At 61.6% G+C, this 26,672-nt stretch carries 29 protein-coding genes; 15 read left to right on the forward strand and 14 right to left on the reverse strand.

Annotated features, from left to right (window positions below; all coding sequences use genetic code 11):
• The first annotated feature begins 8 nt into the window (after positions 1-8).
• Positions 9-275: a hypothetical protein gene (locus QRO93_RS01245; RefSeq protein WP_285303907.1), complete on the forward strand. Its 267-nt coding sequence runs from the start codon at positions 9-11 to the stop codon at positions 273-275.
• Positions 276-292: 17 nt separating this feature from the next.
• On the opposite strand, the gene QRO93_RS01250 is transcribed toward QRO93_RS01245, so the two are convergent.
• Positions 293-613, reverse strand: a complete 321-nt coding sequence (locus tag QRO93_RS01250; protein WP_285303908.1) for a hypothetical protein — start codon at positions 611-613, stop codon at positions 293-295.
• 59 nt (positions 614-672) lie between these two features.
• Between QRO93_RS01250 and QRO93_RS01255 the strand changes: the two genes are divergently transcribed.
• The 8 genes from QRO93_RS01255 to QRO93_RS01290 all read left to right on the forward strand — a co-directional run bounded on the left by QRO93_RS01255 (position 673) and on the right by QRO93_RS01290 (position 6,239).
• Positions 673-1,728 (forward strand): replication initiation factor domain-containing protein, encoded by a 1,056-nt coding sequence (locus QRO93_RS01255; protein ID WP_285303909.1) that lies wholly within the window; start codon positions 673-675, stop codon positions 1,726-1,728.
• Complete coding sequence (locus QRO93_RS01260) at positions 1,710-1,979, forward strand: G5P family DNA-binding protein (RefSeq protein WP_262088957.1); 270 nt, start codon at positions 1,710-1,712, stop codon at positions 1,977-1,979. The genes QRO93_RS01255 and QRO93_RS01260 overlap by 19 nt, the downstream gene beginning before the upstream one ends.
• A 238-nt stretch (positions 1,980-2,217) precedes the next feature.
• On the forward strand, positions 2,218-2,448 hold the full coding sequence (locus QRO93_RS01265; protein WP_285303910.1) for a hypothetical protein: 231 nt from the start codon (positions 2,218-2,220) through the stop codon (positions 2,446-2,448).
• Between the two features lie 15 nt (positions 2,449-2,463).
• Entirely contained in the window at positions 2,464-2,592 is a 129-nt protein-coding gene (locus tag QRO93_RS01270) for a hypothetical protein (RefSeq protein WP_285303911.1), read from the forward strand.
• 140 nt (positions 2,593-2,732) lie between these two features.
• The gene (locus QRO93_RS01275) at positions 2,733-4,094 is read left to right on the forward strand and encodes a hypothetical protein (protein ID WP_285303912.1); all 1,362 of its coding nucleotides are present in this window, start codon (positions 2,733-2,735) and stop codon (positions 4,092-4,094) included.
• Positions 4,094-4,417 carry a DUF2523 family protein gene (locus tag QRO93_RS01280; protein ID WP_285303913.1) on the forward strand — a complete coding sequence of 108 codons (324 nt, stop codon included), beginning with the start codon at positions 4,094-4,096 and terminating at the stop codon, positions 4,415-4,417. Before QRO93_RS01275 ends, QRO93_RS01280 begins: the two co-directional genes overlap by 1 nt.
• The gene (locus QRO93_RS01285; RefSeq protein WP_285303914.1) at positions 4,414-5,613 is read left to right on the forward strand and encodes a zonular occludens toxin domain-containing protein; all 1,200 of its coding nucleotides are present in this window, start codon (positions 4,414-4,416) and stop codon (positions 5,611-5,613) included. Before QRO93_RS01280 ends, QRO93_RS01285 begins: the two co-directional genes overlap by 4 nt.
• Positions 5,613-6,239 carry a TraX family protein gene (locus tag QRO93_RS01290; RefSeq protein WP_285303915.1) on the forward strand — a complete coding sequence of 209 codons (627 nt, stop codon included), beginning with the start codon at positions 5,613-5,615 and terminating at the stop codon, positions 6,237-6,239. The genes QRO93_RS01285 and QRO93_RS01290 overlap by 1 nt, the downstream gene beginning before the upstream one ends.
• Before the next feature lie 274 nt (positions 6,240-6,513).
• On the opposite strand, the gene QRO93_RS01295 is transcribed toward QRO93_RS01290, so the two are convergent.
• Positions 6,514-6,945 carry a DUF3653 domain-containing protein gene (locus tag QRO93_RS01295; RefSeq protein ID WP_285303916.1) on the reverse strand — a complete coding sequence of 144 codons (432 nt, stop codon included), beginning with the start codon at positions 6,943-6,945 and terminating at the stop codon, positions 6,514-6,516.
• A gap of 567 nt (positions 6,946-7,512) precedes the next feature.
• Entirely contained in the window at positions 7,513-8,418 is a 906-nt protein-coding gene (locus QRO93_RS01300; RefSeq protein ID WP_033835817.1) for a DNA-binding protein, read from the reverse strand.
• 103 nt (positions 8,419-8,521) lie between these two features.
• On the opposite strand from QRO93_RS01300, the gene QRO93_RS01305 reads away from it, so the two are divergent.
• Together QRO93_RS01305 and QRO93_RS01310 are read left to right on the forward strand one after the other, a co-directional pair.
• Positions 8,522-9,628, forward strand: coding sequence for a site-specific integrase (locus QRO93_RS01305; RefSeq protein ID WP_180878365.1), 1,107 nt, complete (start codon positions 8,522-8,524; stop codon positions 9,626-9,628).
• 169 nt (positions 9,629-9,797) lie between these two features.
• Positions 9,798-10,898 (forward strand): hypothetical protein, encoded by a 1,101-nt coding sequence (locus QRO93_RS01310; RefSeq protein ID WP_180878366.1) that lies wholly within the window; start codon positions 9,798-9,800, stop codon positions 10,896-10,898.
• A gap of 55 nt (positions 10,899-10,953) precedes the next feature.
• Here QRO93_RS01310 and QRO93_RS01315 read toward each other — a convergent pair whose 3' ends face one another.
• On the reverse strand, positions 10,954-11,778 hold the full coding sequence (locus QRO93_RS01315) for a hypothetical protein (RefSeq protein WP_180878367.1): 825 nt from the start codon (positions 11,776-11,778) through the stop codon (positions 10,954-10,956).
• A 401-nt stretch (positions 11,779-12,179) separates the two neighbouring features.
• Positions 12,180-14,402: an AAA family ATPase gene (locus tag QRO93_RS01320; RefSeq protein ID WP_285303917.1), complete on the reverse strand. Its 2,223-nt coding sequence runs from the start codon at positions 14,400-14,402 to the stop codon at positions 12,180-12,182.
• Positions 14,403-14,931: 529 nt separating this feature from the next.
• Here QRO93_RS01320 and QRO93_RS01325 point away from each other — a divergent pair.
• Positions 14,932-15,861, forward strand: a complete 930-nt coding sequence (locus QRO93_RS01325) for a toll/interleukin-1 receptor domain-containing protein (protein ID WP_180878369.1) — start codon at positions 14,932-14,934, stop codon at positions 15,859-15,861.
• A gap of 412 nt (positions 15,862-16,273) precedes the next feature.
• Here the strand turns inward: QRO93_RS01325 and QRO93_RS01330 are convergent, their stop codons facing one another.
• From QRO93_RS01330 to QRO93_RS01355, 6 genes are all read right to left on the reverse strand, one after another.
• Positions 16,274-16,897 (reverse strand): NTP transferase domain-containing protein, encoded by a 624-nt coding sequence (locus QRO93_RS01330; RefSeq protein WP_180878370.1) that lies wholly within the window; start codon positions 16,895-16,897, stop codon positions 16,274-16,276.
• A complete protein-coding gene (locus QRO93_RS01335; RefSeq protein ID WP_180878371.1) occupies positions 16,873-17,934 on the reverse strand; it encodes an XdhC family protein in 1,062 nt (353 codons plus the stop codon). Before QRO93_RS01335 ends, QRO93_RS01330 begins: the two co-directional genes overlap by 25 nt.
• 9 nt (positions 17,935-17,943) lie before the next feature.
• The gene (gene paoC, locus QRO93_RS01340) at positions 17,944-20,148 is read right to left on the reverse strand and encodes an aldehyde oxidoreductase molybdenum-binding subunit PaoC (protein WP_180878372.1); all 2,205 of its coding nucleotides are present in this window, start codon (positions 20,146-20,148) and stop codon (positions 17,944-17,946) included.
• The gene (locus QRO93_RS01345) at positions 20,148-21,098 is read right to left on the reverse strand and encodes a xanthine dehydrogenase family protein subunit M (protein ID WP_180878373.1); all 951 of its coding nucleotides are present in this window, start codon (positions 21,096-21,098) and stop codon (positions 20,148-20,150) included. Before QRO93_RS01345 ends, paoC begins: the two co-directional genes overlap by 1 nt.
• Positions 21,095-21,742 (reverse strand): aldehyde dehydrogenase iron-sulfur subunit PaoA, encoded by a 648-nt coding sequence (gene paoA, locus QRO93_RS01350; RefSeq protein WP_180878374.1) that lies wholly within the window; start codon positions 21,740-21,742, stop codon positions 21,095-21,097. The genes QRO93_RS01345 and paoA overlap by 4 nt, the downstream gene beginning before the upstream one ends.
• Before the next feature lie 264 nt (positions 21,743-22,006).
• Positions 22,007-22,456: a BLUF domain-containing protein gene (locus QRO93_RS01355; RefSeq protein WP_180878375.1), complete on the reverse strand. Its 450-nt coding sequence runs from the start codon at positions 22,454-22,456 to the stop codon at positions 22,007-22,009.
• A gap of 287 nt (positions 22,457-22,743) precedes the next feature.
• On the opposite strand from QRO93_RS01355, the gene QRO93_RS01360 reads away from it, so the two are divergent.
• The 3 genes from QRO93_RS01360 to QRO93_RS01370 all read left to right on the forward strand — a co-directional run bounded on the left by QRO93_RS01360 (position 22,744) and on the right by QRO93_RS01370 (position 24,445).
• Positions 22,744-23,001 carry a hypothetical protein gene (locus tag QRO93_RS01360; protein ID WP_180878376.1) on the forward strand — a complete coding sequence of 86 codons (258 nt, stop codon included), beginning with the start codon at positions 22,744-22,746 and terminating at the stop codon, positions 22,999-23,001.
• On the forward strand, positions 22,998-23,441 hold the full coding sequence (locus tag QRO93_RS01365) for a low affinity iron permease family protein (RefSeq protein ID WP_180878377.1): 444 nt from the start codon (positions 22,998-23,000) through the stop codon (positions 23,439-23,441). The genes QRO93_RS01360 and QRO93_RS01365 overlap by 4 nt, the downstream gene beginning before the upstream one ends.
• 506 nt (positions 23,442-23,947) lie before the next feature.
• Positions 23,948-24,445, forward strand: coding sequence for a ferritin-like domain-containing protein (locus QRO93_RS01370; RefSeq protein WP_005416567.1), 498 nt, complete (start codon positions 23,948-23,950; stop codon positions 24,443-24,445).
• 38 nt (positions 24,446-24,483) lie between these two features.
• On the opposite strand, the gene QRO93_RS01375 is transcribed toward QRO93_RS01370, so the two are convergent.
• The 3 genes from QRO93_RS01375 to QRO93_RS01385 are packed head-to-tail and all read right to left on the reverse strand — an operon-like array spanning position 24,484 to position 26,442.
• Entirely contained in the window at positions 24,484-25,218 is a 735-nt protein-coding gene (locus tag QRO93_RS01375) for a DNA-formamidopyrimidine glycosylase family protein (RefSeq protein WP_180878378.1), read from the reverse strand.
• A complete protein-coding gene (locus QRO93_RS01380) occupies positions 25,211-25,978 on the reverse strand; it encodes a DUF72 domain-containing protein (protein WP_180878379.1) in 768 nt (255 codons plus the stop codon). The genes QRO93_RS01375 and QRO93_RS01380 overlap by 8 nt, the downstream gene beginning before the upstream one ends.
• Complete coding sequence (locus QRO93_RS01385) at positions 25,975-26,442, reverse strand: BLUF domain-containing protein (RefSeq protein ID WP_180878380.1); 468 nt, start codon at positions 26,440-26,442, stop codon at positions 25,975-25,977. Before QRO93_RS01385 ends, QRO93_RS01380 begins: the two co-directional genes overlap by 4 nt.
• Positions 26,443-26,672: the final 230 nt, after the last annotated feature.

Below are 26,672 nucleotides of genomic sequence, written 5' to 3' on the forward strand. Positions count from 1 at the left end.
GGTAGGGCATGGATAACGCGCTTCTCATCATCGTTCTCGCCGTCGCGTGCATCGGCGTCGGCATCGTCCGCATCGGCTCATGGGTGATCGCCCGGCACGAGCAAGAGCAGACCCGCGTTCTTCTTCAGCAGGTCTACGCGGCCTGTTCCATTGCTCAGGCGCGCGCCGAATTGGCCGCCACGGGCTGGACCGCTGAAGACGAAGCTTCGTTCCAAGCCTTTCGCGGCCAGCAGGGCGTCTTCCTGAAGCATCTGCTGGAGGTGCGCCATGCGTGACGGCCTCCGGAAAGACGTCAGTCTGTCGAACGCTCCTGCGGATCGTCGGATTCGCCGCGATTGGCGTCAGGTGAGTGGGCCTCTGCTGCCGGTGGCTCAGTCAGCACGTGCATCAATGCAGTGCGCCAGTCGCGCACAAACTCCGGTGTTGCGCGTGTTTCGGGAGCGCTCATGAATCCCTCGCTCCAGTCTGCGGACGCGCCCAGCGCCCTCGCGAATTCCGGTGATCTGTTGATCATCACCAGCGCCGTAACCGCTGATTCAAGTGCAGCGATTCGGGCTTCCAGCTGCTTTACGTACGACTGCGGCTTGCCGCTGAACTTCATGGGTGTGCGCATGGGCGTCTCCGTTTGCCTGGACACGAATCATCGCATGGCGCTTGCCGCCGGGGGGTCTCATGGCCGTTGATCGCGCTCGCTTCCGTATGGCCGCAGAGGGCGGGGCAGGGGGCTTTTCCCCGCTTTCGCCCGGTGAAAAGGGACAGCGGGCGGCGGCGAAGATTGGCCCGGGGAGTAACACGGGCCAAAAGGGTCAGCAAGACGCAATCATCGACTACCTGACCATTGTGGTCCCGCTCTCCGCCCTTGAAGAGGTGAACTGCAAGAAGCTCGACCTCCTGCTGTTCCGCATCTTCGGTTTCCGTGGCGAAGTTGTTGCCGGCGCGATTCGTGAGAAGAACTGGAACTTCTACGAGCAGTCTGCGGTGTTGATCGACCGGGAAAACGAGGTTGTTGGCCGTGTCGGTATCGGTGGCAAGAAGAGCACCGTGTGCCTGAGCCTGACCGGCATGGGTTGCAAGTGGGTCCGCAACTGGGCGCAGGTCTACAAGCAGGGCTCAATGCTCGACGCCAAGATCACCCGCGTTGATTGCGCTCACGACGACTACGAAGGCGAACGCCTGGACGTGCATGCGCTCCGCGAGGTCGCCGCGAAAGGCGGCTTTACCGAAGGCGGTTGCCCGCCGCGTCACCGCTTCATTTCCGATGAAGGTCACAACACCGGCTGCACGCTGTACGTCGGTGGCAAAGGCCACAAGGAACTGTGCGTCTATGAAAAGGGCAAGGCCGAGGGCCTGCCGTCCTCGCGCTGGGTGCGCGCGGAAGTGCGCCTGTACGGCAAGCACATGGAAATCCCGCTGGATGTGCTGTTGAACCCGGGCGCGTACCTGCGCGGTTCGTACAGCGCGCTGCAGGACCTCATCAAGGGTGTGTGCACACGGCTGCGCACGATCCGCAAGCAGGTCGAAGTTTCTGCCGAGGCCATGGTGCTCTGGATGGAGCGTCAGGTAGGCCCGGCTCTCAGTGTTCTGCATGGAGCGTTCGGTGATTCGTTCACCGACTTCCTGCTGGCCCGCGTCGTCCGTGACGGTCACCCCGGACGTTTTCGCGGCATTTCCAAGGGTGAACCACTCCATCGCTATGTGAGAGAAGAACTATGCCTATCTGCCGCGTGAAGTCCGCCGCCGTTGAAGAACGGCACAACAGTAAGACCAACTCCATCATCCGCTCCCAGATGGTCGGCCTCGATTTCGGCAACGGCTTCGAGCTGCCGTTCCGTGTCGGCCTCGGCTCGCGCCCGCCGTACCCGCCGGGCGAGTACGACATTGACCCGCAGTCCTTCGCGCTGAGCCAGTACGGGGACCTGATCCTGAAGCGCTACGTGGACCTCGTTCCGCTGTCGGCCAAGCCAGTCGCCAAGGCCTAACCCATGCCAGAGCCGGTCTACATCCAGTCGTGCACGGCCCAGAACATCGGTGCTGATGGCGTCTGTGCTGTGCCGGTCTGGATCGAGAAACCTCAGCCAGTCTTACCACCGCTCACACTGGCTGAGGGTACGCAAGTCGCATTCGCTATCGCGGCCTGCTGGGCACTGGGCGTCGTTTTCAGACAGTTCGCCCGTGTGTCCCGTGAGCGGTTCTAACCCAACCAAGAGAGTACATCCCATGAAGTACATGAACGTTGCACGTCGTTTCGGTCGTTCCGCTGCTGGCAAGGTTGCTGCCGGTGCCACCGCCATGATCGCCAGCGGTGCCGCGCTCGCCAGTGGCGGGCCGGCCGAGGCCATCACCGCCGAAATCACCAACGGCAAGTCCAGTGTCAGCGGCATTCTGGTCGTGCTGGCCGGTGTGCTGGGCCTGTTCCTGCTGTGGTCGATGATCAAGCGCGCCAAGTAACCGGGAGCGGGTGTCGTGCCCGTCGTAGTAGCGGTTATGGAGTTCCTCGCGACGGCCGCCCAGGTCATCGCGGGGATTCTCTCGGTTCTCGCAGCGGTGAAGGGGCTGTTTCTGCTGTGGGGGAACATCAAGCAGGCCAAGTAGGGGCGCACGTCGCCCCTACTTTTTGGGGGTCTTATGGGCTATTTCGTGATCGTGGCTGTGCTGGGGGCGCTATGGCTCGCCTTCGACTCGTGAACTGCTGCGCCCGGTGGGCGTGCGCGCTGGTCTTTCTGCTGGCTGCGATGCTCGCTACGTCCGCAGCCTCCGCGCAGACCTACCCCGATCAGGGCGCCGCCTACAAGGCGTGCATGGAGTACATCACCAACTATGTGAACAGTCGCAGCGGCGTGCGCAACCCGTCCTGCCCTTCGAAGGTGCAGGGCACGAATACGGTATATGAAGGTCGAAATGAGTACGTCGATGGCGTTGGCAACTGGGGCAACTACATCAAGCACGGCACCTTCATCTACATCACGGCCAACAGCTGCAAGAACCGCGTTGACGGCCAGGCCGGGATGATCAACGGCACCATGTATTCGGGCGGCGTCTGCGACAACGGCTGCAAGGTGCAGCCAAACCTTGATCCGGGGGTCGATTTCAGCTTGCGCGAAAGCGGCAACCCGAACGCCATCGCAATCCGGTCAGGCACGTGGAAGGCCAGCGGCGAAACCTGCTTTGCGGATGCTCCGCCTAAGCCGGAAAAGAAAGATGAGTATTGCCATCAATCCGGCGCCTACAACGTGTGCAAGTCGAAGGACAGGACGTGCATTAGCACGGCGAGCGGTTTCCGGACTTGTGCGAGCGACACGGCCAATCAGAAAGGGCACACCGCGACCAACAATCCGCGTACGGAGGGCGCCAGCATCAGCGCGCCAAACACCCCGGCGAACCCGCCTAGCAACCGCCCCGGCGAGAACTGGCAGCCCAGCGGCAACACCACGAACATCACGAACAACAACACCGGCAACACCACCAACACCAACACCTACAACAATCAGGGCCAGCCAAACGGCAATCAGCCTACGCCAGGGGATGGCTCTGGTCCCGGCGTGGGCGGTAGTAACGGCAACGGCGAGCAGGGCGAGGGTAACGGCAACAGTGCGAGCGGCGGCGGCGATTGCAAGTCCCCGCCCATTGTTACTGGTGATGCTGCCTTGGGCATGATCGCAACACAGGCCTGGGCGACGCGGTGCGCTACTGAGGCAGGTAATTCAGCCAAGGTGACCGGCGACGTGGGCGATTGCCAATCTGCCTTCAGCGTTGAGGGCGATACCGTTGAAGCCCATCAGCTTCGCGCAATGCGTGCGCAGCGCTGTGGCAGTGGTCCCGGCGCAGGGGAGGGCAACGGCGGCAACCCCCATGAGGGCGCTGAGGACGTGGATGGCCCCGGCAAGTGGTCATGGAAGTTCGACAAAGACTTGATCGACACGAGCGGCTTTGGCGGTGGTTCCTGCCCTCAGTTCGGGTCCATTGATCTTGGGCGGTTTGGCTCCGTTTCTCTCGATGGCACTACGTGGTGGTGCCAGTTGGTCGCAGCCATCAAGACCGTGATGCTCCTGATGGGCATGTTCATTTCCTTCCGCATCGTCTTTGGGGATTCGTGATGAGTTCGATATGGGAATGGATCACGCGCGGCGTGAACCTTGTTTGGACCGTGCTGTTTGGCGGCATCGGTCGCATCGTGACCAAGGCGCTATCGACTGCGGGCATCACGCTTGTGTCGATCAACCAGCTACTGCCAGTGCTAAAGACCACGATTGCGACGTATGTCGGCTCGTTGCCTCAGGACGCCAGCAATTTTCTCGGCGCCATCGGCTTTGATCAGTTCATGACTATGATCCTGTCGGCACTGTCTGTGCGATTCATGTTCAAGGTCATTCCCATGTCCACCACGCGTGCTCAACAGTTGGGAGTGACCAAGGAATGATCTACTGGTACACGGGTCAGCCTGGACACGGCAAGACGCTGCACGCTATTGATCACGCAATGACCTTCCGTGATGAAGGTCGCTTGGTGTACGTGTGCAATGTGCGCGGCTTTAAGCATGATGAGGCGCGCATGCTTCCGATGACTCCGGAGCAGTTCTGCGACTGGACCAATTTCTTGCCTGACGGCTCGGTGTGCTTGGTTGATGAGGCTTACGAGCATGGCATGCTTCCTAAGCGGCGGCCGGGCTCTTCTGTCCCTAACCACGTTGAGCAACTGGCGAAGCACCGCCATCGTGGCTTGGACTTCATCTTCGTCAGTCAGTCGCCTAAGAAACAGGTAGATGAGTTCGTTCACGATCTGATTGAGCGTCATGTGCATGTGCGTAGGCGATTCATGCTTCCGTTTGCTCACCTTCGCATTTTTGATCGCTTCGAGGACAAGCCTGAGAAAGGTCATCCCCTGATCTTGAAGCGGGTCAAACTGCCTAAGCGCCCCATGGGGCTGTACGAGTCCACGGTGATGGACACCAGCGAGAAGGCCATTCCCTGGTACTACCCAGCAGCGGCAGCGTTGTTGTTGGCGGTGATCGGTGGCGCATGGTGGTCCGTGAATCGCGTGCATGCCCAGCTATCCGGAGAGCTTGAGACAGGACAAGCAGAGGTCAAGGCGCCGCAAGCGGCGGAGAACGGAGCGGGAGCGACGGTCGCAGCCGCGCCGCAAGCCGCACCCCCTGCCATTACCCGCAGCAACGACTATCTGGCTTGGGTGACGCCGCGCGTCGCGGGCCAGCCGTGGACGGCACCGGCTTATGACAGCCTCTCGATTCCGACGAATCAGCCTCCCCGGGTGTACTGCATGGCGTCGGGCGATGGCCTGGACGCGAATGGCGAACATCAGATCGGCCGGTGCAGCTGCAAGACGGAGCAGGGCACCACGTACGTGATGGATCAAGAGCAGTGCCGCATGGTCGCGGTCAACGGCCAGTACGAACCGTTCCTTGACACCAATCAGGCAGAGGCGCGGCGCATGAACGATTTCCAGCAGTCAGCCCACTATCAGGAAGAGTCGCGGCGGATTCGTAGTGAGGCCGGGGGCGCAACGATCAACAAGGAGGCGAGGGCGCTTGGAACCTTCCCTGAGTCGCCGCAATACCCCAGCGGCTCAGTACTGCCGCCTACAACGAGGGATATTTGATGACCAGCAGCGCACGTGAAGTGTTGAAGTGGCTCGCGGTCATCCTGATGACCGGGGATCACGTCGCCAAAGTGATCTATGGCGGCTATGTGCCAGGCCTGAGCGAAGCGGGGCGCACGGCGTTCCCGCTGTTCGCGCTGGTGATGGCCTACAACCTTGCTCAGCCCGGCGCCGATGTGGTCAAGTCCGTTCGCAGGCTTTCGATGTGGGGAATCATCGCCCAGCCGGTGCATGCACTGGTCTTCGGCTACTGGTTGCCGCTCAACATCCTGCTGACGTTCGCGCTGTGTGCCGCTGCCGTCTACGCTGCCAGCCAGCGTCGTTGGGTGGTCCTGGCATTCGCCGCGGCGGTGCTGCCGGCATTCGTGGACTACCAGTGGTCCGGCGTGGTCTTCGTCCTGCTGGCGTGGCTGGGGTTCCGAACCGGCCGGCCGCTACTCACACTGGCTGCGTTCGCGCCCCTATGTGCCTTCAACAGTAACCTATGGGCGCTGGCTGCGATTCCTGTGGCGGTGGGCCTGTCGGGCGTGTCATGGCCCATCCAGCGCGGCCGTTGGGCATTCTACGGCTACTACGTGGGTCATCTGGCGTGCCTCGGGCTGGTCGCGCTTATACTCGCGCCATGAACCTGCGCCGCTACTTCGATTTGCATTACTGGATTGCCCGATGGATGGATCGGGCCTTCCGGCGTCAACGCCAAGGCTAAAGCCAGGTCGTGGCCGGGCGTGATATGTTTCGCCAGTCAGGTGGCTGCTTTGCAGTGGGCTGGTTTGCCGGTCTGTACGCGCGATGGCCGATACGCGTGCCCCTCGGGTTCCTTACGCATTCTTGGTTCTCCGACACCTGACACTCTTTCAGATTTCGCCGGGGGTGTAGGGGCGGCGCCCCTACGGAATCGCCTCACACGCGCTGGCGGCGCCTCGGCCCCGGTACCGGCAGGACCGCAGTCGGTGGCTCGGCGTCAGGGCCAGCCATCACCCTGGGCAAACGCACTTCGTTGCGTCTACGCACAACTAGCTGGAGATCTACGATTTCAGAACCCTTGTAGGACAAGGGTTTCCGCGCTTTCTGTCCAGGTAAAGAGGATCTCGCGCCCTCCATCAGCCGACGCCATTCCTGTGCCTGGGCAGCGGTGAGCGACAGCCAGGCCAGATCCTGCGGCTCCAGTTCGCGGCCTTCGGGGGTGACCAGTCGGCCGGCCTTAAACGAAAAACCGGCCCAAGGGCCGGTCAGGTTCCGATCACGCACGATCAGGCTCCATGCCAGAGAAGGAACCGTGGCCGACGCAAGAAGTGCGCCAGCCAGCCACGGAACAGAGAACATAATATACATTATGCGAAATGGTGTCAGGCGCTTCGGTCAGCGCTGGTCGTCCTTCGTCGGCTCCGCGTGGCAATGGCTGGTGACGAAGCAGGTAAATCTGTTACCAAGCGCCAAGTAAAAGTGTTACGCGTTCGAACACGGCGCCGTCGGAACGTGAGCCTTTGCTCATCATCCTACGATCCTATTCCGACCTGGCATGCCGAGTGCTTCAAGCCAAGATGCAGCCATGCTGCCCGCGCTTGGACGGGCTCAGGCTAAGGATTCTTTCGAAAGAACTTCAAATGCAGCCATCGCGCCCGCACTTGCACTCCGAAGCGTCAGGTACCATGGCATAGACGCTAAGGCTCAACTCCCGAGACTCCCTCAATGAACGACACTGATCGAGAGATCATGCTGGTTGCCATGGTAATCGTCGGATTTGCGGTCTCATTCGTCTGTTGGGCTGCCTGGCTAGCTCGCAGAACGCGACTTGCGCGGAGTCAGCGGACTGGCCTCCGGCGCAAATGAAGCCGGCCCTTTCTTTCGTGTGCCCTGGAAGTTGGCACCCGTGTCAGCTATTAGGAGCGCGGCACAGCGCTATTGTTTTGGGCGTCTGCGAGCCGCAGGCGGACGAACTTCTTTGGATCGCTTGAGCGCCACTTCCAGCTGAGCTGGCAAATCTCGAAGCCCTGAAAGTTGCCCCTCAAGCGCGTCACATTTGCCGCGCAGGATATCGGCAGACTGACTGGCCGTGGCGGCCGCTGATTGGGCGGCCTGGATGTCCTGACGCAGCTGCTTCTCAAGGGCCCTGTGTTGTTCGGATGCCTTGCTTTGCTGCACCTGGAGTTCCTTCACCTCCTGGCGGGCTCGATCCACATCGCTGAGCGCTCGATTCTCGACAGATCTGACGTACTCGGTCCAGTCCTCCCGCTCAGATTTCGCCGTCTCTCGGGCCTCGTGAAGCCGGACGTCGAGTTGCTGTCTCGCTGTCTCGGTTCGGTCGGCTCTTCGACGCTCGAGGTCGCGCTGCTCTGCAAGTTCAGAGATCTGTAGCTGAAGCTGGTCGACCAGGTGCTGCAGCTCTGAGGCTTGGGTCGTTGCAATTCTTTCCCCGGTGATTGCAACGTCACGCTCTGCACGCATTTGCGCCAGCTCTTCAGCCGCAAGTCGGGAACTGGCCTCCAGCGCATCACGCTCGGCAGCCAGGGCCCGCTCGGACGATGCAAGCTCTCGACGGGCGGCTTCCTGGGCATGCTTCAGCGCCAACTCCCACCATTGCCCGGCGAGTTCTACCAACACCGCTGGCGCATCTTCCAAGTCCGGACGCACTGGCTGCAGGCGCGTGCCAAGTCGGTTCCACCATGTTTCCAGCCAGCGGGTCACCGTGTTCGGCGAGCCTGTGCCCAGGTGAGCCCGGATCCGCTCTACGGTTGGGCGTTCGCCCTTGGCGACCAACTCGTCGGCGGCGGTATGGACGTCAGTTTCGGTGATGCCGCGGGCCATGCGAAGTCTCCTGTACTGGCACCCTACTCTGCTGATAACGTACTCACGATAAGTGAGGATTATCGTGGGTAGTAGCTATTTGTTGTAGCGTACATTACATATTATGAAAGAGAATTCTACAATTCCCGTCCTGGTTGCGACGGCTGCCAGCCTGGTCTTGCCGGAACAGCTCGCCCAACAGGCTGCCGATGCGGTCCGCGAGCTGCTGGCCGAAGCCGCGGCCGAGAACACCACCCGCAGCTACACCAGCGCCCTGCGCTACTGGGCTGGCTGGCATGCGGCGCGCTACGGCATCGAGTTGGCCTTGCCGGTACCCGAAGCCACCGTGCTGCAGTTCGTGGTCGACCATGTGCAGCGCCGGTCGGCTGAGGGCGAATTGGCTTGGGAGCTGCCAACGGCCGTCGATCAGGCCTTGGTGGCGGCCGGCCTGAAAGCCAAACTTGGCCCCTGGACGCTGGCCACCGTGCGCCATCGCGTTGCCGTGCTTTCCACCGCGCACCGCCTGAAGCAAGTGGCCAATCCCTGCGAGCAGCCGGCAATACGCACCGTGCTTAGTCGTGCAGCGCGGGCGGCCGTCAAACGCGGTGAGCGCCCACGCAAGAAGACTGCCATCACCTTGGCCGAGCTGGAGGCCATGCTGGCCACCTGCGACGATAGCCTGGAAGGCATTCGGGATCGCGCCCTACTTTGCTTCGGGTTTGCCAGTGGCGGCCGCCGGCGTAGCGAGATCGCCGCTGCCGACCTGCGCGACCTGCGCCGGATTGGCGAGGCGGGCTATATCTACCGGCTGGAGCACAGCAAGACCCAGCAGGCCGGGGTTACGGCCACCTCGACCCCGGATAAGCCGGTGCTCGATCGGGCCGCCCTCGCCCTTCAGGACTGGCTGGATGCCTCAAGCCTCACCGAGGGGGCTATCTTCCGGCGGCTGTGGAAGCAGCGGGTCGGCCCTGCCCTGTCCCCCGCCGCCGTGGGTGAAATCGTGCAGCGGCGGGCACGCCTGGCGGGGCTGGAGGGGGATTTTGGCGGGCATAGCCTGCGGTCAGGGTTTGTGACCGAGGCCAGCCGCCAAGGCGTGGCGCTGCCGGCGATCATGCAGCTGACCGAGCACCGTTCGGTGTCGAGCGTGGTGGGATACTTCCAAGCCGGCGGAGCCACAGCCAATCCAGCGGCGCGACTTTTGGAGGACGACAAGGGCGCGTCGAAGGAATGACTATCCATCGCCGAAATTCTTTCGTGGACTGAGGTCGCGCAGTCACCGTCCGCTGACCCGATCAAACAAAGATCTTTCCCCGACTTGCCGTTTGGTCGGACAATTGAACTGCGCCGGCAACCCAGCCGAGCAATGATGTCTGCCCACGCAAAATTATAAGGATTTACTCGTGCCAACTAATGCGAAAGTCCTCGAAGCGGTCACGAAAACTGGGTTTGTTCTTGAACACGAGGTGGTGACAGCGCTACAGAAGGCAGGCTGGAAGACTATCAATGGAAGCTATTACATCGATGACGTAAGCAATCAGGCTCGAGAGCTCGATGTTATCGCCTACAAGATAACAAAAATGGACGATATACACGTACTCACTTGCGCTCTGATCAGCTGCAAAAAAATCGCAAAGGATGCTGCAGCCTTTCTTTCGCGCAAGCGCCCAGCCAAGGACCCAAATGCTGACTGGGAGCCTGCGCCACAGGCCACGAGACTGCAGCCGATGAAGGCCCATCTCTCCAGCTCGAACTGGAAAGATCGCTATTTTTCGTCGATGAGCCCCGCAGTTAGGGCGATGCTAGTGGCGGCTCGGGACGTTTTTGCATTTCAGATGGTGGGCAATGAGGGGCAGGCTAACAATGACAAGCCTTACTACGACTCTTTTACTAGCCTAATCAAGGCTCTCGATCACGAACTCGGGAAGCGGGCTGGGGGCGATATGGCGCGAAGGAAGAGGATCTACAGCTACTCACTGCATGCTGTCTTTGATGCTCAAATGGTGGAAGTTCAATTCAATGAAGACAGGAAGCAAGTGCGCGAGGTCGATCGCATCACTTGCTTCGTTCGATATATGGTGAGAAGGAAAGACACGGCTGCGTCCGTGCACTTCGTGCAATCTTCCGCACTGAAGCAATGGATTGGCGATATCGACTTGCTTCATTCGCATAATGTTAAGTTCTTCTCAAATGAGGTCGGCAAGAGCTTTGAGGCCATTGCGACTTCATCTGAAGTGCGCAGTTACTTCAAGGAAGAAATGGGCTATATGCTCAGGCACTATCTGAGCAAGGCGGCTTCGAGACTGAGAATTTCCATGCCAAGTGGGGAAGTCATCCTTAGCACTAACAAGCGGGGAATCGAGGTGTCGATGGATTTTTCTGAGAGTGATGCTGATAAGCTGAACAGTGACGCTGAGCTTCGAAGGGAGTTTGCAAGCATCTTTGAAAAAAGAGCTCGGTACAAGGGTGGGATAGAGGTCGGAACGTTCGACATACCATTCTAGGAACTGGTCGCTTGCGATCGTTTCGCTTCAGCCGAGGGTCTTCAGGCAGACGCCTTTACCGAACCAATCCGGGCGCAGGCAATGAATGCAAGAATCCATCGAAGAGCCTCCTATCAGTCGGTGATTCCAAGATCATAGCAAGTTGGCCAATGTTGTCCTGGGTAGCAAATGCACGCAGCGACGTAATCGTGCGGCCGATTTGATCAAGCCTAGAATCGATGCCGCTGGTCGCTTTATCAAGATGGCGAGCTTCTTTGTCTGAAATTGTGCTTAGATCGCACTCTGCCAGTCTATTGAGCGTCGGGTCGAGCTCGTTGAGCAGTTCCCTAAGCGCCTCCGCCTCGTTTAGTGCACTCACGCTACTGATGCGTCCAACAATCTCACTGACATAGTACGGCATGTCCCGCCTAGCCAGCCCCGACTCAATGGCAAATTCTCGCTCTTGCGGGGTCGCCTTTCTATTCTTGGTTATCGCACCGTCTCCGATACGCATCATATTCCGTACCGCATCGGCTATCTGCCGCGGAACACCTGATCCCCTCAGGCCCATAGTAGCTCTGTAAAGTGGTTTCGCGTGGTCCCGCATGGAGCGAAACTGCTCCAGGACCGCCGGCAGCCTATTTTGAAGTGCCTCCAGCCTTTCCCTTCTCTCCTTAGCCTTAAGGTCTCTGTCGAACGCTCTTCGCAAGTTTGTAAACGTAATTGAGAACGCCCGCTTACCGCAAATGCTTCCAATGTTTGTGACGCTTCCGCTAGTAGTAGTTACTACGTATCCATTGCCGTGGGGCTGTTTGCAGTTCTTGAGACCACACGCTTCTCTCGTTTGAAATGAGTAGACGCCAATGATCTCCCTAAGCTGGACTGACTTAGCGTCAAGCACTTTGACATAGCCAGGTGTCTCATAGAGCTCATCCCAAGAACTAAGACGAATTAGACTTCTATCGAAACTTAGAGTGATCATTCGGCTTGAGCCTAGGTTAAGTTGAGTCGGGGGCGCTCCGGCAAGAGCGGCAGCATGCATTGACTGAACAATCAGTGTGTCTGCAGCAGTTGCAGATTATATTCTAGAAAAGCGGTTCCCACCCACCAAGCTGACCGTCGTTAGAGCCAACGCCCAGAAGGGTGGCCGCATGAGCTCTTGGTAGAGCGCGTGTTTTCGTTTGGTTGGACAGACGCGGACCGCCGTGGATAGAAGTAGCATTGCTTCCTCTACCCTCGATAAATCTTCCTAATCCCCTGCCCCGCCGATGTCCGCTTCCGGCCAGAAGCGGACATAAATATTTAGGCAGTTTCCGCCATCAACACTGAATAGTGATCTGGGTCCACACGCTCCATTGCCCGCATCACGCGCTCGACCATTCCCCGCGACATTCCGGGGAAGTCGGAAAACTCGAGCAGACGGAGCGTTGATGCGCTGTGCGACCCCTCGTCCACGTATCTTGCGACTGCGTTTCTCTCCACTTCGTCATCGAATAAAATGTCCAACTTGGAGAGATAATTCTTCGGCGTAGGACGCTTGAACCCAAGATACATCTCCAAGAAACGCCGAAGAAGGTTTGGGCAACCTAGGTATGCTTCCACATCGGGTCTTGTGCTCGCTTGGAACTGGCGAAGGCAGAAGAAGACGTGATGATAGTCTGATCGGAACTTCGCCAAGTGGGCTGGAAGCCCCATCAACTGGCTAGCACCGTCGTTCTCACGATGGACAAGATACGCCTCATGATCCTTGTGAAACTTTCCTGCACGGTCAGCCCAATCTTGCTTAACCGTGTTGAAGAACTCCGAGTTATGCGTCGAAATGAATAGCTGCCGACACACCTTTAGACTCGTAATGAGTAGGTAAGCCACGTCATAGATGTGGTTGGCATCTAGGCTACAGATCGGGTCATCCACGAAAACGACCAAATCCTCAAGCCGCTGACCGTTCTGCCCCAAGCTAACCAGGAAGTAAGCCAACGAGATCGCGGTCCGCTCACCGTCGCTCATATTGATGGCGGGTTGACCTTCGCGGATGAACTGGATCCGATTGTCCTGAGCCTGCTCGACGGAGATGCGCGGCCCAAGCAGGCGCTTCAGCAGTCCATTGATCTGACTTGCGGCCACCGAGCTACGTTGTAGCTCGGAATTTACCGCCGCCGCTTGCGCTGCAATTTTCTGCCCGACGGTCTTGATGCGTCCAAGCTCCGCTTCAGCCTGGCTCAAGAACGCGACCGCTTCCGCCGCTCCGGGGTCGAGCACAAATCGGGCTGCGAAGTGCTCCTTCACTTTCTCGGCTGCGCCTCGGCGTCTGGCGGCAAGTTCGTCACACGCGCGGTTGTGGTCATCTTTTGCCTGGTGAAGCTCCGCAAAGATGGCCGTCAACTCGGGAGCTCGATCTTCGACTGCCTCCAGGGTGTAGGCCGTCTCCATGTTGGCAAGCTTCTCGTTCAGCAGGCCAGCCCAACCCCTACGGATCTCGCCTTCCCGAGCTTCCCAAACCGTGAGCCGACCCAGTGCGGCCTTGACCTTGGCCCGGACATCGGGGACCCACTCCTTCTCATGCGGGAAGGTGTGCGCCGGCCTGCGCTGTTCCAACCGTCCGATTGCCGCCGTGATGGCTGCGTGCTGGTGGCGATACTCGTCGGAGAAGTGGTTCGCGTAGGCTTCCAGCGCTTGCGCTGCATCGTTTCCACAGAAGGCACAGGTCGTACTGTGCTCATGAAAGCGCAGACCAGTGCGTACCCAGTCGCTCAGCGCGGGGGCGTCAGACAAGCGTTTGATCGTGTTCTGCTTTGGTGTCTCCTTCAACAACTTCGCGACGTCATCTACCCCGGGCGGGAGCGGAGGCACCACCTCTGGCAGGTTGCGAATGGGAGCGAACTCACTTTGGTCGCGCGCCTGGCTGACCATTGCTTGCAACGTGGCGGCGTCGAGAAGGTGGTTAGCTGGTGCGGTCAGCCGTTGATGGATACCTTTCAGATTGGGTGCACGAAAGTCGCGGACACCTAGCACCGTTCCGCATTCCCTAGCCAAGTCCGTGGCCGCTTTCTCCCTGGCGGTACTGGTCTCATTCTGCTTTGTTTGGACCGAGCGATACATTGCCGCCACACGGTCCCGTCGTCGGGACAGCGACACAATGCGGTTACTCAGCCGGATGTTGTCTTCGCCCACGATGAACAAGGCAGGCGCGTGCGTGTAGTCTGCCTGCTGCAGGTTTGCGTCGATGAAGTCCCGGTTGAAGATGCGTACGGGAACCTGCCCCCGATCTTGCTCTTTCCGACTATCCAGCACGCCCTGTCCCACGCTGACACGCACATGTGCGCCGGCCGGCAGCCCGCTTATGGTCGGCCCGTTCAATAGCCCGAAGACACGGGAAAGGGTCGTCTTGCCGGAAGCATTCCAGCCATAGATCAGGTTGTAACGCGCGAAGTCTGGTGCTGCGCTCGTTCGCCCGTCGTAGCCGTCCCAGACTGCCGCTTGAGAGATGGATTCAATTCGCCCAAACATGCTTTCCCCTACGAGCATGAGTCGTCATGAGCACCTATTCTTCTCGACAATCTAACGCATTTCACATACGTCCGCTGCCTTGACCGAGCAACGACCGGTTTGGGTCGGAGACCGCCCTTCCCTACCCTCGATAGATCGAGCTAATCCACGCTCTGCGCCTTCTCCCCGTCCGGCCAGCGCACATCAACCCGGGCTTGTGTCAAGGCGACCTGGAAAGCGGCTCGAATTGGATGATTTGCTTGCACTAGCCGCCGTGAGTGAAACGAACACTGGCAGACGTGTGATGTCATCTGGGGGGAGATTCTTCCCTCTCGGAGTACCACGACAACGATGTGGCGGGTGCCTACCAGGAGGGTTGTTAGGCGGCTGCAATCTGGCGGGGGCTTCCCGGCCACTATGCGCTTCGCCGGCCGCTTGCTCGGGAGTACGGGCGAACCTAAGATCGGCTGCAGGAATTCGCAACAACGGCCACTGGTCCCACCGGTACTGATCGAGCGGGCGAAAGATTGCTCATCGCAGCTCACTATCCACCCTGGCAGGACGCCCGATGTCTGAACTCGCACCTCGTGTCTTCATCTCCTACTCTCACGATAGCCAAGAGCATAAGGACTGGGTCCTGACGCTCGCAACGCGCCTGCTTGCCAATGGCGTTGACGTCGTGCTGGATCAGTGGGATCTGGCTCTGGGTAGCGACCTGCCTCAGTTCATGGAGGCAGGCCTCACAAGCGTGCAGCGCGTGCTGGCCATCTGCAGCGATCCCTACGTGACCAAGGCCAACAAGGGCGTTGGCGGTGTCGGCTACGAGAAGATGATTCTTACGGCAAGCCTGATGCGAAGCATCTCGGACGACAAGGTCATTCCAGTAATCCGAAACAACCTCACCGACGCCACCCCAACTTTCCTTGCATCGAAGCTCTACATCGACTTTCGCGACGACTCAAAATACGAGTCTAAGTATGCTGAGCTGATCCGGGACATCCACGGCCAAAAGATCAAGCCGCGCCCGCCTCTGGGTAGCAACCCGTTCAATGAATCGTACGTTGAGACAACGCCCAAGATCGCCTTCAGTTCGGAGCGCTATGCATCCCCAGCGCTGTCTGGATCAGTCACGTTTGACTACTCGAATAACGATGGGCGCTATGTAGTCGGTTCCGGCGATATGGCGTTTGAGACGGCATGGTCCCGTGCAAGCAACCAGTCGATTCATGCAGTCTCCGACAGACCTAGTGTTCGCACCATTGCGCTGGCTGCCGGAGTGAAGGAAGTCTCCGAAATTCAGGATGCAGGGATCTACGATACGTCGTCAAGAGTGCGCTCCCCCCATCTGGGCGAGATCGTCGTCTGGCGCAACACGGCCGGCTACTACCTCGCGACCCGTATCGATGCGCTCAAGTCCAGAGGCCACGGCGACGCCGTTGATGAGGTGAGCTTTAGTTACGACATAGCTCCTTCCAAGCTGGCTTCCTTCAAACGGTAGAGCTTGGATCCAGATGCGCGCCATACGCGAATCTCGTCCGAGGAGTTCCCGGACGCCGCGCTGGCCGCTAGCGCGCCCCCGGCAAGATTTCCGTTTTGGGCCCGAGCCTGCCCTTCTCTACCCTCGATAAACATCCCATGTCGCGACTGCATCGGCTACGTCCCACGCTTTCTCCACCATCGGTGCAACCAAGCCATGTAGCAACATGCGACGCGTCACCCCAGAGGATTCAGTTCGATTAACGTGACGGATCAAGGGCGATTGGCGCCGTCCCGTTGGCGCCCCACCCCTCACCCACTTACAAGGATGAGGCAGCACGTATGACCTATATCGGAATCGGGGTCCACGTACAGGTGGCCATTTGCTTCGCGGTGAATCCCATTCGCGGATTCCCGGCAGGTGAGCGTGCGACTCACTCGGTATCGATCCAGCCCGCATCGCGCGCACGCGCGAGATCTTCTGGCGTGTCAACATCCAGGCCCAGTTCCGGTGCCTGAAGGACATGCACCGTATCGACAGGAAGTTGCCTCAGGCGGGCTCCGAAGCCGCGGTCACCGGTTGCACTCGCAGCGTTGAACCATGCATGCGGCACTACTGCGGGAATGCCGAGCGCTTCTCCATGACGGGTGCCAGCGCACCCTGACGCCGAGGCGCGGGCACCCAAAAGCAACGCCTGCAGATGGGAGTGTTCGATCGCGGGCTGGTCGCATGCCACGACCATCACGGCGGTCACCGCGGGCAGTAGGTGTGTGCCTGCAACCTGCAGGCTGCTGGCCAGACCGCTTTCCCAGTGGTGGTTGGTTACCGGAGTCGCATCCAGTCCGGAAATGCTGGATGTCACGGCCTGTGCGTTCGCGCCCACCACCACCAACACCTGCGATGGCGCGAGCTCCAAGGACAACCGCACTACGCGATGTACAAGGCTCTCGCCCTGCCGGGTCAGAAGCTGCTTGGGCTGGCCGAGTCGAGTGCTCCCGCCCGCAGCAAGCACGACGACTGCATGCGCGGCCGTCATGTGCCGGCGGTGCTTCGCCATTGCTGCAGCTGCGCGGCGATGCTGAGCGAAATCGCCTCCGGCCCTCGGCCGCCGATGTTGAGGCCGACCGGCGATCGAAGTCTCGGGGACAGGCGGTGGCGCTGATCCGGTGTCAGCAGCTTGAACAGATCCTCACGCCTTCGCCGCGGACCCAGAAGTCCAATGAAGGCAACCTGGGTATCGGCCAGGGCCACCAGCGCCTCGCGGTCCAGCTCGAAGTCGTGGTGCATCACCAGTACTGCGTCGCACGGGTCGGCATGGAGGGCCTCGGCTGGGCTCACCTGGAGCTGTGCATCCGCGCCCTGCCCCGCTGAGGACCAGCGCGCTCGTCGTTCGGCCACGCTGACCCGCCACCCCAGGCCCCGCAGCAACGGAACCAGGAAGGGCGTTTCTGGACCGCCACCCAGCACCAAAGCCCGTGGAAGCCGGGGCAACGGCAAACGCCATGCGCCCTCGCCAAAGGGCTGCGCCCCGTCCATCGGATGCAGCTGCCATGCCTGCTCGCAATTGCCGGCGCGGAAAGCGATCTGCCCCGACGTGCGAAGGTCGCGCTGGAGTGACACGCCGTCGCGCAACCAAGCCTCGATCACGTCGTCGATGCCGGACATGGCACGCAATGGCAGAAGCGCAATCCGAAGCCGGCCGCGGCAGCCGAGCGCGGACCCACTCAACAGGTCGTCGTCACTGCGGGTGTCGATCTCGATCCAGTCGACCTGCCCTGCCGCGCTCACCTGCTCCGCGCGTCGCGCGAGCTCGGGCTCCAGGCATCCGCCGCTGAGCCAGCCGACCTGGCTGCCGTTGCAGAACAGCACCATGTCGCCGGCACCGGCGTAGGTAGAGCCATCGGTTTCCAGCACCAGCGCGAGCACGGCGTGCTCCCCTGCGCGCACGCGCGTCAAGGCCGCCTCGAGCACGCTACGCGGGCTGCCTTCGGCGAGGAAGCCCTGCGCTGCGGACAGGTGCACGGCAGGATCCCTGGGCTCCACTCCCTCTGCCGCAGAGGCCTCCAGGACGGGTGAGGCCACGGGTCGGTCCATGCGCAACGGTCAGCCCACGTCGGGCAAGCCGGGCAACAGCTTGTCCAGGGTGATGGGATAGTTGCGCACGCGCACGCCGGTTGCGTTGTAGACCGCATTGGCGATCGCGGCCCCGACCCCACAGATGCCCAGCTCACCGACACCCTTGGCTTTTATCGGCGAGATCACCGGATCCAGCGTGTCGAGGAAGACCACTTCCTGGTACGGAATGTCGGCGTGCACGGGAACCTCATAGCCTGCAAGGTCGTGGTTGATGAACAAGCCAAGCCGCTTGTCGACCACCAGTTCCTCCATCAGGGTCGCGCCAGCACCCATCACCATCCCGCCGATGACCTGGCTGCGTGCGGACAGCGGGTTGAGGATCCGGCCGCCATCGCATACGGCAAGCATCCTGCGGATGCGCGTCTCTCCCGTGTAGGCATGCACGGCGACCTCGCAGAAATGCGCTGCATAGGTGCCGACGTCGTAGCCCTGCTTGAAGTTGCCGAAGGCAATGCCGTCCTCTGCCGAAAGTGTGCCCGCTTCGGCCAGGTCGGTGGTCCGCCCACCCGCCTGGATACGGCCATTGGCGAAGTCTGCGGTATCGCCGTCGAACCCGAGCTTCTCGCCCACCTTGCGGCGCAGGCTGACGCACGCCGCGTACACGCCTGCGGTGGAGCTTGCCGCGCCCCACTGGCCACCGGAACCGGCGGAGGCGGGATGGCGCGAGTCGCCGAGGGTCACCTGGACCCGGTCCAGCGGCACGCCCATCGTCTCGGCCGCCGTCTGCGCGATGATCGTGTAGGAGCCCGTGCCGATGTCGGTCATGTCGGTTTCCACGATCACCCCGCCCTGACCGTCAAGCCGGACCCGCGCCGCCGACTTCATCGTCGGTGCGCCGCGATAGCCCGCGGACACACCCATGCCGACCAGCCAGTGCCCTTCCCTGACCTGCGCAGGCTTGGCGTTGCGCTTGTTCCAGTTGAAGCGCTCCGCGCCCTCGCGCAGGCAGCGCACCAGGTTGCGGTCGGAGAACTTCTTGGACGGATCGCCGGGTACGACCTCGGGCTCGTTGAGGATGCGGAACGCGATCGGGTCGAGGCCCAGCTTCTCGGCCATTTCGTCCATCGCCACTTCCAGCGCCATGTGGCCCGGCGCTTCGCCCGGCGCGCGCATTGCATTGCCTTCGGGCATGTCGAGCGTGGCGATGTAGTTGGCCACCAGGCGGTTGGCGCCTGCATAGAGCTTGGGCGTCTGCAGGGTGCCGTTCTCGCCGTCCTCGCCGTTGATGTTGCCCGACCAGTTCTCATGGGCGATGGCGGAGATCCTGCCGTCCTTCGCGCAACCGATCCGGACGCGTTGGATGGTCGCGTGCCGGTGCGTGGTGTTGTTGGGCATCAATGGACGCTGCAACGCGATCCTCACCGGCCGCCCGACCTGCTTGGCGGCCAGTGCAGCCAGCACCGCATCGGCGCGGATGAACAGCTTGCCGCCGAAGCCGCCGCCGATATAGGGCGAGTCCACGCGCACATTGCCAGCATCGATACCGAGGATCGCGGCGATGCCCTGCCTGGCCCAGTCGATCATCTGGTTCGAGGTCCACAGGGTGAGCGTGTCGCCTTCCCAGGCGGCGATGGTGGCGTGCGGCTCCATCATCGAATGACTTTCGTCGGCTGTGTGGTAGGTCTCGTCGAGCTTGACCGCGGCGCCTGCGTAGGCGGTGTCAAAATCACCCAGCGTCTGCCGGTCGGGCTTGCCACCGCGCCCCTTTGCCAGCGGCGCGGACGGCGCCAGCGCTGGGAAATCGAAGCGCCCCTTGCCGCGCTCGTAACGGGTGCGGAGTAACGCCGCAGCGGCACGGGCCTGCTCGAAGGTCTCGGCCACCACGCAGGCAATGGCCTGGTGGTAATGGGCGACCTCGGGCCCGCCGAACAGTGGCGCATTGTTCCAGTTGGATGTGCCGACCGGTTTGGTCTCCGGTGCGGTGATCACCGCCAGTACGCCGGGGGCGGCACGTGCGCGGGAGGCATCCATCGAAATGATGCGCCCCTTGCCGATGCCCGCGCCGACGATGTAGCCGTAGACCTGGTTCGGCGCCACGTCATGGCGCTCGTAGGCATACGGGGCGGTGCCGGTGGTCTTGCGTGGGCCATCGATGCGCGGCGTCGACTTGCCGACCACCTTGGCCTTGTCGAACAGGTTGTCACCGGCGGGGGCGTTGAATTCAAGGGCCATCAGCGCTCTCCTTCCGCCAGCACCGCTGCGAGGGTGCGTTCGGCGAGCGCGATCTTGAACGTGTTCCCCTGCGTTGGACGGGCACCGGCGAACACCTGCCGGGTCGCGGCCTTGACGCTGTCGCGCAGCAGGGGTTCGGCTGCTTCGATGCGCCACGGCTTCGGTGCGACCCCGCCGAACGCGAACCGCGCCGAGCCGTCACGCTGTACGACCGCGGCGACCGACACCAGTGCGAACGCATAGGACGCGCGGTCACGTACCTTGTGGTACACGTGCCGGCCGCCCAGCGGTTCCGGCAGCGTGACGTGGGTGATCAGCTCACCGCGCTGCAGCACGTTGTCCTGCTGTGGCGTGTCGCCCGGGGAACGATGGAACTCGGCAATCGGAATGCTGCGCGTGCTGCCATCGCCCTTGACGGTCTGGATCGAGGCGTCCAGCACGCGCAGCGCCACCGCCATATCGCCCGGATAGGTCGCGATGCAGCTGTCCGAGGTGCCGATCACGCCCATCTGCCGGGAGAACCCTTCGAGCGCGCCGCAGCCTGATCCGGGCAGGCGCTTGTTGCAGGGCAGATGGGGGTCGTAGAAGTACGGGCAGCGGGTGCGCTGCAGCAGGTTGCCGCCGGTGGTGGCTTTGTTGCGCAGCTGCCCGGACGCGCCTGCCACGATCGCGCGGGTCAGCACACCGTAGTCGCGGCGCACGTGCTCATGCGAGGCCAGAGCGGTATTGGTGACCAGCGTGCCGATGCGCAGGCCGCCGTCGTCTGTAGGTTCGATCCTGTCCAGGCAGATGTCCTGCACGTCGACCAGGTGCGCGGGCGTCTCGACCTCCAGCTTCATCAGGTCGAGCAGGTTGGTTCCTCCCGCCAGGAACTTCGCGCCTTCGGTGCCGGCGACGGCCTTGGCGGCCTCGGCCGGTGACTTCGCGCGCTCGTAACTGAAGACCTTCATGAGCGCCCCCTTCCAGAGGTCGCGCCAGCGACCTCTTGCATCGCCTCGGCAATGTTGGAATACGCGCCGCAGCGGCACAAGTTGCCGCTCATGCGTTCACGCATTTCCATGTTGGTGGCCTGGGGCCGTGCGCTGACATCGGCCTGCGCATGGCTGGGGACACCGCGCTTGATCTCGTCCAGTACCGCCACCGCCGAACAGATCTGCCCCGGCGTGCAGTACCCGCACTGGTAACCGTCATGCTTGATGAAGGCGGCCTGCATCGGATGCAGGTCATCCGGGGTTCCGAGGCCTTCGATGGTAGTGATGGCATCGCCCTGGTGCTGCACCGCCAGGCTGAGGCAGGCATTGATGCGTTCACCGTTGACCAGAACGGTACAGGCGCCGCACTGACCGTGGTCGCAGCCCTTCTTGGTCCCGGTCAGCTTCAGATGTTCGCGCAGGGCGTCGAGCAGCGTGGTCCGCGTGTCCAGCTCGAGCTCACGATGCGTGCCGTTGACCGTCAACGCCACCGTGCTGATGACCGGCGGCCTGGGCGGCGGGGACGCCGCCAGTTCGGCGGCGAGCGATGACGCCCCCGGTGCGGCGGACATCGCCATGGTCGTGGCGCCGCCGGCGATCACCTGGCGACGCGTCAACTTCATTCCTTCGTCCCAACTTGGCACAGTGACCTCCTGGCGTTCGGGGAAACCCCGTGGCTGGATGGACGCGCTCAGACTACCCAAGGGGCACTATGCCCGTCTGCGTGGTACAGATTCGTGAAGCCGGTAGGAGACACGCCGGCATCATCGGCCGAGCCTAGTGACCGGTCATCTTCAACGCCGTCTCTGGCAGGCGTGCGCCACTGACACTGATCTGCGATCCTTGACTGTTTTCACTGAGCAGATTGGCGCAGAGTCCAATCATTCTTACGCAGCCAGTGCGTAGGGCTCGACGAGCCCCACCAACAGATCCATGGCAGATGGATTCAGTGGATCTGCATCCCCGCGTTGTGCGAACCCAGTCCAATCTGCCAGCGCCAATGCCTTTAGTTGGTCAGGCGGGACCGGCAACCATCGCATGGGCCAGAAAGGAAGACGTCGCTGCCCCACCCTGCCTCGCTGCATCTCCACAAGTGAGCTGTGGCTTGTCGATCCAAGCACACGGGAAAACGCAACGGAAAGGCCATCCTGCGGGCCTTCCATGTACTGCAGAAAGCGCTCGCCGTCGAAAAGCAGGACGCCAGACACACCTGCATCACGGTTGAAGCGCGCCGCATCGTCAATCAAGGCGTCGAGCTTCGTGTTTCCCGTCCCTGCACCACACCCAGCAACTACTGGGCTCGCCTCGCTTACGTATACAACGGCTCTAATGGGCATCTTCCCTCCTAACACGGTCCCCCCGGCACGTCGGCAACGAAGCATAGCGTTGGCACCAGCGTCAAATGTCTATTCCTTGTGGAGTGCCATGTCTGCAAGGGCTACGGAGCCTAAAAATGAGACTTTCTTGCTGACTGGTTCATCTAGGTGGCCCGTATCAATTGTTAACTCCCCTTGCCTTAATTCTTTACACTGCGTTCCCGTCCCGTTGATGCGCGCCAGTACGCTGGGTTGCCTACCTTTGAACGTGCCCGCCAACCACAGGGGGTAGCCACGGAGGAGTAACCATGCAGCGTGATCAGAAAGACCTTCCGCATCCGGACGAAGGCGAGCCAGCTGAGCCCCTCGGCGAAGAAGAAGCGAAGAAGAAGACCGCCGAAAACCACGAGGAAGCTCTTATAGAGACCTTCCCCGCAAGCGATCCTATTTCCCCTTTTGTCGCGGCTCCCTCACCGGAAGAAGTCATAGAGCGAAAGAGCCGCAGAACCAGCCAGCGCAAAAACGACGATCACGAAGATGAGGAGGGGCGGGAGGACACCGAATGATCCGGGAGACTTTCCGCCGAGTAGCGGCTGTTACCGCTCGCCTTTCAGGCAGTTTAGGAGCTTTCGTCGCCGCGCTTGGCGTGATCATCGCTTGGGCAGCGAGCGGACCGGTTTTTCATTTCAACAACACCTGGCAACTGGTCATCAATACCGGCACTACGATCGTGACGTTCCTCATGGTTTTCCTAATTCAGCACACGCAGAACGCTGATACGGCAGCGATCCAAATCAAGCTCGACGAGCTCATTCGGGCCACCAAGGAGGCGAACAATGAGCTACTTAACTTGGAAGAGATGGATCAGGAACAACTCGAGGAGGTTCGCTCGCGGTACGAGAGCCTTGCCAAAACCGCAGCGAACCTCAAGAACAAAAAGGACAGGTGCATCCCCTGCGAGTCTCCCGCGAGCGCCAATGACGTCGCAGGCGCCGCAACACCTTGACTGCGCTCACCTCGCCACAGAGTACGCAGCTTTTCCATATGGCATCGGAAGCATGACACCATGTGTGCCCGACAGACGCATCATTGACGTCGGAGCCCCAAACGCACGGTACTACTACAAGATCGCCCTGTGCATGAAAGCCATTGCTCATGTCACGTCGCACGAGATTGGGGCTGCGCACCGCAGCCCCCGAAACTGCGCGCAGGGCGATGAGCAGTACAAGGCCGCGGCTGTCGCCTGCTCGCGCCGGCGTTGGAACTAAGCCGAGAGCGGCGCCACACAGCACACCTCTGGCATCGCGTACGGCCTGGAGGCGGAGACCCATCCCTCCCAGAAAAGAGCCGGGACGGAAGCGCGTGAGTATCGGAAACGTACCTGCTCTCGTCGCGTCCGTGAAGGTAGTGCGCGGCTTTCTGCCGGTGTGCACATGCCTCCTTCACTGTGGCACTGCCTGATCCAAACTGGACCGCTCATACTCTCATTGCTCACTCACTGCGGAGCTGATCATGGCTATCAAGACGGCGGAAGACCTGTTCATCCACGAACTCTCGGACATCTACAGCGCCGAGAAGCAGCTGACCAAGGCACTCCCGCGCTTGGCCCGTGCGGCCGAGAATCCGGATCTGGCTGCGGCGTTCGAAACGCACCTGGAAGAAACCCAGGGCCAGATCGAGCGCATCGACCAGGTAGTGGAGGTGCTTGGCATCCGGCTGAAGCGCATCAAGTGCGCGGCGATGGAGGGACTTGTGGAGGAAGGCAAGGAAGTGATCGACAGCATCGACAAGGGCCCTGTGCGCGATGCCGCCCTGATCGGTGGCGCACAGAAGGTCGAGCATTACGAGATCGCGTCCTACGGCACCATCGCCGCGCTGGCCAAGCAGCTGGGCTACAAGGATGCCCTGCCGCTGCTGCTGGAGACTCTTGAGGAAGAGAAGGCCACCGACGAGAAGCTTACCCTGCTGGCCAAGGGCGGCGGCAATGCCAAGGCGGCGCAAGCCGCCTGATCGACGCGCCCCGAAGCCGGCCGCCATGGACGGCGGCCTCAGGGTTCGTACATCACCTGGTCGTTCGGGCAGAAGAACGTGCGCCGCCGGGTGGTGCCCATGTACAGCTTGCTGATCGGGCCGCCGCATGCTGGGCAGATCCTGCGTGTGTGTACCTGCCAGTGCTTTTTCAACTCGAAACGGCGCTTCCAATGCAGGAAATCAAAGCTGTAGGCGCGGGCTTGCGTGATCAGCGCGGTGAGCTTGCGCGGTGGCAGGTCGCCCAGCCGCGTGGCGGGGTGCACGCCTATACGGAACAGCACCTCGTTCTTGATGATGTTGCCCACGCCGGCAAACACCGTCTGGTCCAGAAGCGCATCACAGACCATGACGTCCGGCATCGCTTTCAGCTTGCGCCGGGCCAGCTTCGGATCCCAGGCATCGTTCATCACGTCCGCCCGCCAGTCGTAGACGTCGTCCAACGGCTCGTCGATCAGCCGCACGGAACACGCATAGAAGTTCAACTCGCCATTGTCGAACAGCAGGGACACACGCGGCACGGTTGGCTTCCGATCGTCGATGCGCCAGCTGCCGAACATCATCAGATGAATGCGGAGCGTGTGGTGGCTGAACTCCAGCAGGAAGTGCTTGCCCCAGCTGCGTACCGCCTTGACCCTGCGTCCCTGCAGCGGTGACAGGTCAATGCGGCTGTTGCCGGAAACGCCGCGCACGACGTGACCCTTGAAGTGGCTGGCGGCTTCGCGCAGCAGGACAATGGACGGGCCCTCAGGCATGCGCGTTCTCCTGCAGCAATGCCTGCAGGTGCAGCGCATTGCCGGTAGCGTGACCCAGCGCGGTGTTGTCCAGAACGCACCAGGCACGGCGCTGCGCGGCGGCTTCGCGCTGCAGGTGCTGGGCCAGCCCCGCCAGCGCCTGTTCGCTGTAGGCGCTGCGATAGATCTCCGGCTGCCCGTGCCAGCGCCAGTAGCTCCACGTACGGTCACCGCCTGGGGCAGCTGCTGCGGGTACCCGGGCCGGGTCAGTCGCGACCCGCGCGATGCCATGGTCGCTCAGCAGCGTATCGACGTCCGCAGTGAACCAACTGGGATGGCGCGGTTCGCAGGCGACATCAACCGAGGTGCGTGCGCGCAGTCCGTGCAGAAATGCCGTCACGGTCGCCGGCTCGTACGCCAGGCTGGGCGGCAGCTGGAGCAGCAGCGGCCCCAGCCTGTCCCCCAGCGCCATCACGCCATCAAGGAACAGCGCCAGCGGCTGCATCGTGTCGCGCAGCCGGCGTTCATGGCTGATCACGCGCGGCAGTTTCACCGCGAAGCGGAAACCCGCAGGAACGCTGGCCGCCCAACGGGCGTAGGTCGCCGCCTGGTGCGGGCGGTAGAACGAGGAATTGATCTCAACCATCGGCAGGCGGGTGGCATAGCGCTGCAGCACGCTGTCGCCTGCGCCGAACGCCGCCTGGGCCGCCCGCGACAGCGACCAGCCTGCGCAGCCGATGCGCACCTGTCCTGGCGTGTCCGGGGCGTCGGCTGCGCTCATCGTGCCACCGGTCCGTCCGGTTCCGGCAACCGGCCGTCGCCGGCGCCTGGCGGCGCCTGCGCCACCGATTGCAGTCGATCAAGCGCACTGGTGCCAGGAGCGAGCGCTGAGGCGCTGCGCACGAAGCCGGTCCAGTCGGAGATCGCGATCTTTCCCAGCGCCAGCTCATCCACGCGCACGCTGTGCATGCGCCAGTGCGGGAACTGCCGCCGCCCCACCCTGCCCCGGTTGAGTTCGACCAGACCGTTGTGGCTGCCGGCCGCCAGGATGCGGGTGTACGCCGCGCTGACGCCAGCCTCCGGACCTTCGAGGTATTGCAGGAAGCGCGTGCCGTCGAACAGGAGGACGCCGGTCACATCAACGGACTCGTTGAACAGCATCGCGTCCGTGACAAGCTGCTGCAGCCGCTCTGCAGTCAGGTTTCGGGTGGCTTCACTTACATATGCAATGGCAAGAAGAGGCATGACTGCACCGGGTTGTTGCAGATGGCTCTACCTTAGCGCTGCGGATCAAACGCGCGGTGACACCAGCGTGGAGGCGGCGTTGAACATGTACGTGCCAACGCTGCGCTGCGTTGACACCCGGCTCGAGCACCACCACCGGCATGCCGTGTCGCCATCCTGATGGATTTGCTTTCGTGGAGAATGCATGAGGAAGCGCGTGCCTGCGCATGACACCACGTTGGCGGTGGTGC

The sequence above is a fragment of the Stenotrophomonas maltophilia group sp. Smal17 genome, assembly GCF_030237045.1.
GTDB lineage: Bacteria > Pseudomonadota > Gammaproteobacteria > Xanthomonadales > Xanthomonadaceae > Stenotrophomonas > Stenotrophomonas forensis.

Bases quoted from the DNA above. Each gene is read 5' to 3' on its own strand.
- QRO93_RS01245 (WP_285303907.1), top strand. From the start codon at position 9: ATGGATAACGCGCTTCTCATCATCGTTCTCGCCGTCGCGTGCATCGGC.
- QRO93_RS01250 (WP_285303908.1), bottom strand. From the start codon at position 613: ATGCGCACACCCATGAAGTTCAGCGGCAAGCCGCAGTCGTACGTAAAG.
- QRO93_RS01255 (WP_285303909.1), top strand. From the start codon at position 673: ATGGCCGTTGATCGCGCTCGCTTCCGTATGGCCGCAGAGGGCGGGGCA.
- QRO93_RS01260 (WP_262088957.1), top strand. From the start codon at position 1,710: ATGCCTATCTGCCGCGTGAAGTCCGCCGCCGTTGAAGAACGGCACAAC.
- QRO93_RS01265 (WP_285303910.1), top strand. From the start codon at position 2,218: ATGAAGTACATGAACGTTGCACGTCGTTTCGGTCGTTCCGCTGCTGGC.
- QRO93_RS01275 (WP_285303912.1), top strand. From the start codon at position 2,733: ATGCTCGCTACGTCCGCAGCCTCCGCGCAGACCTACCCCGATCAGGGC.
- QRO93_RS01280 (WP_285303913.1), top strand. From the start codon at position 4,094: ATGAGTTCGATATGGGAATGGATCACGCGCGGCGTGAACCTTGTTTGG.
- QRO93_RS01285 (WP_285303914.1), top strand. From the start codon at position 4,414: ATGATCTACTGGTACACGGGTCAGCCTGGACACGGCAAGACGCTGCAC.
- QRO93_RS01290 (WP_285303915.1), top strand. From the start codon at position 5,613: ATGACCAGCAGCGCACGTGAAGTGTTGAAGTGGCTCGCGGTCATCCTG.
- QRO93_RS01295 (WP_285303916.1), bottom strand. From the start codon at position 6,945: ATGTATATTATGTTCTCTGTTCCGTGGCTGGCTGGCGCACTTCTTGCG.
- QRO93_RS01300 (WP_033835817.1), bottom strand. From the start codon at position 8,418: ATGGCCCGCGGCATCACCGAAACTGACGTCCATACCGCCGCCGACGAG.
- QRO93_RS01305 (WP_180878365.1), top strand. From the start codon at position 8,522: ATGAAAGAGAATTCTACAATTCCCGTCCTGGTTGCGACGGCTGCCAGC.
- QRO93_RS01320 (WP_285303917.1), bottom strand. From the start codon at position 14,402: ATGCTCGTAGGGGAAAGCATGTTTGGGCGAATTGAATCCATCTCTCAA.
- QRO93_RS01325 (WP_180878369.1), top strand. From the start codon at position 14,932: ATGTCTGAACTCGCACCTCGTGTCTTCATCTCCTACTCTCACGATAGC.
- QRO93_RS01330 (WP_180878370.1), bottom strand. From the start codon at position 16,897: ATGGCGAAGCACCGCCGGCACATGACGGCCGCGCATGCAGTCGTCGTG.
- QRO93_RS01335 (WP_180878371.1), bottom strand. From the start codon at position 17,934: ATGGACCGACCCGTGGCCTCACCCGTCCTGGAGGCCTCTGCGGCAGAG.
- paoC (WP_180878372.1), bottom strand. From the start codon at position 20,148: ATGGCCCTTGAATTCAACGCCCCCGCCGGTGACAACCTGTTCGACAAG.
- QRO93_RS01345 (WP_180878373.1), bottom strand. From the start codon at position 21,098: ATGAAGGTCTTCAGTTACGAGCGCGCGAAGTCACCGGCCGAGGCCGCC.
- paoA (WP_180878374.1), bottom strand. From the start codon at position 21,742: ATGAAGTTGACGCGTCGCCAGGTGATCGCCGGCGGCGCCACGACCATG.
- QRO93_RS01355 (WP_180878375.1), bottom strand. From the start codon at position 22,456: ATGCCCATTAGAGCCGTTGTATACGTAAGCGAGGCGAGCCCAGTAGTT.
- QRO93_RS01360 (WP_180878376.1), top strand. From the start codon at position 22,744: ATGCAGCGTGATCAGAAAGACCTTCCGCATCCGGACGAAGGCGAGCCA.
- QRO93_RS01365 (WP_180878377.1), top strand. From the start codon at position 22,998: ATGATCCGGGAGACTTTCCGCCGAGTAGCGGCTGTTACCGCTCGCCTT.
- QRO93_RS01370 (WP_005416567.1), top strand. From the start codon at position 23,948: ATGGCTATCAAGACGGCGGAAGACCTGTTCATCCACGAACTCTCGGAC.
- QRO93_RS01375 (WP_180878378.1), bottom strand. From the start codon at position 25,218: ATGCCTGAGGGCCCGTCCATTGTCCTGCTGCGCGAAGCCGCCAGCCAC.
- QRO93_RS01380 (WP_180878379.1), bottom strand. From the start codon at position 25,978: ATGAGCGCAGCCGACGCCCCGGACACGCCAGGACAGGTGCGCATCGGC.
- QRO93_RS01385 (WP_180878380.1), bottom strand. From the start codon at position 26,442: ATGCCTCTTCTTGCCATTGCATATGTAAGTGAAGCCACCCGAAACCTG.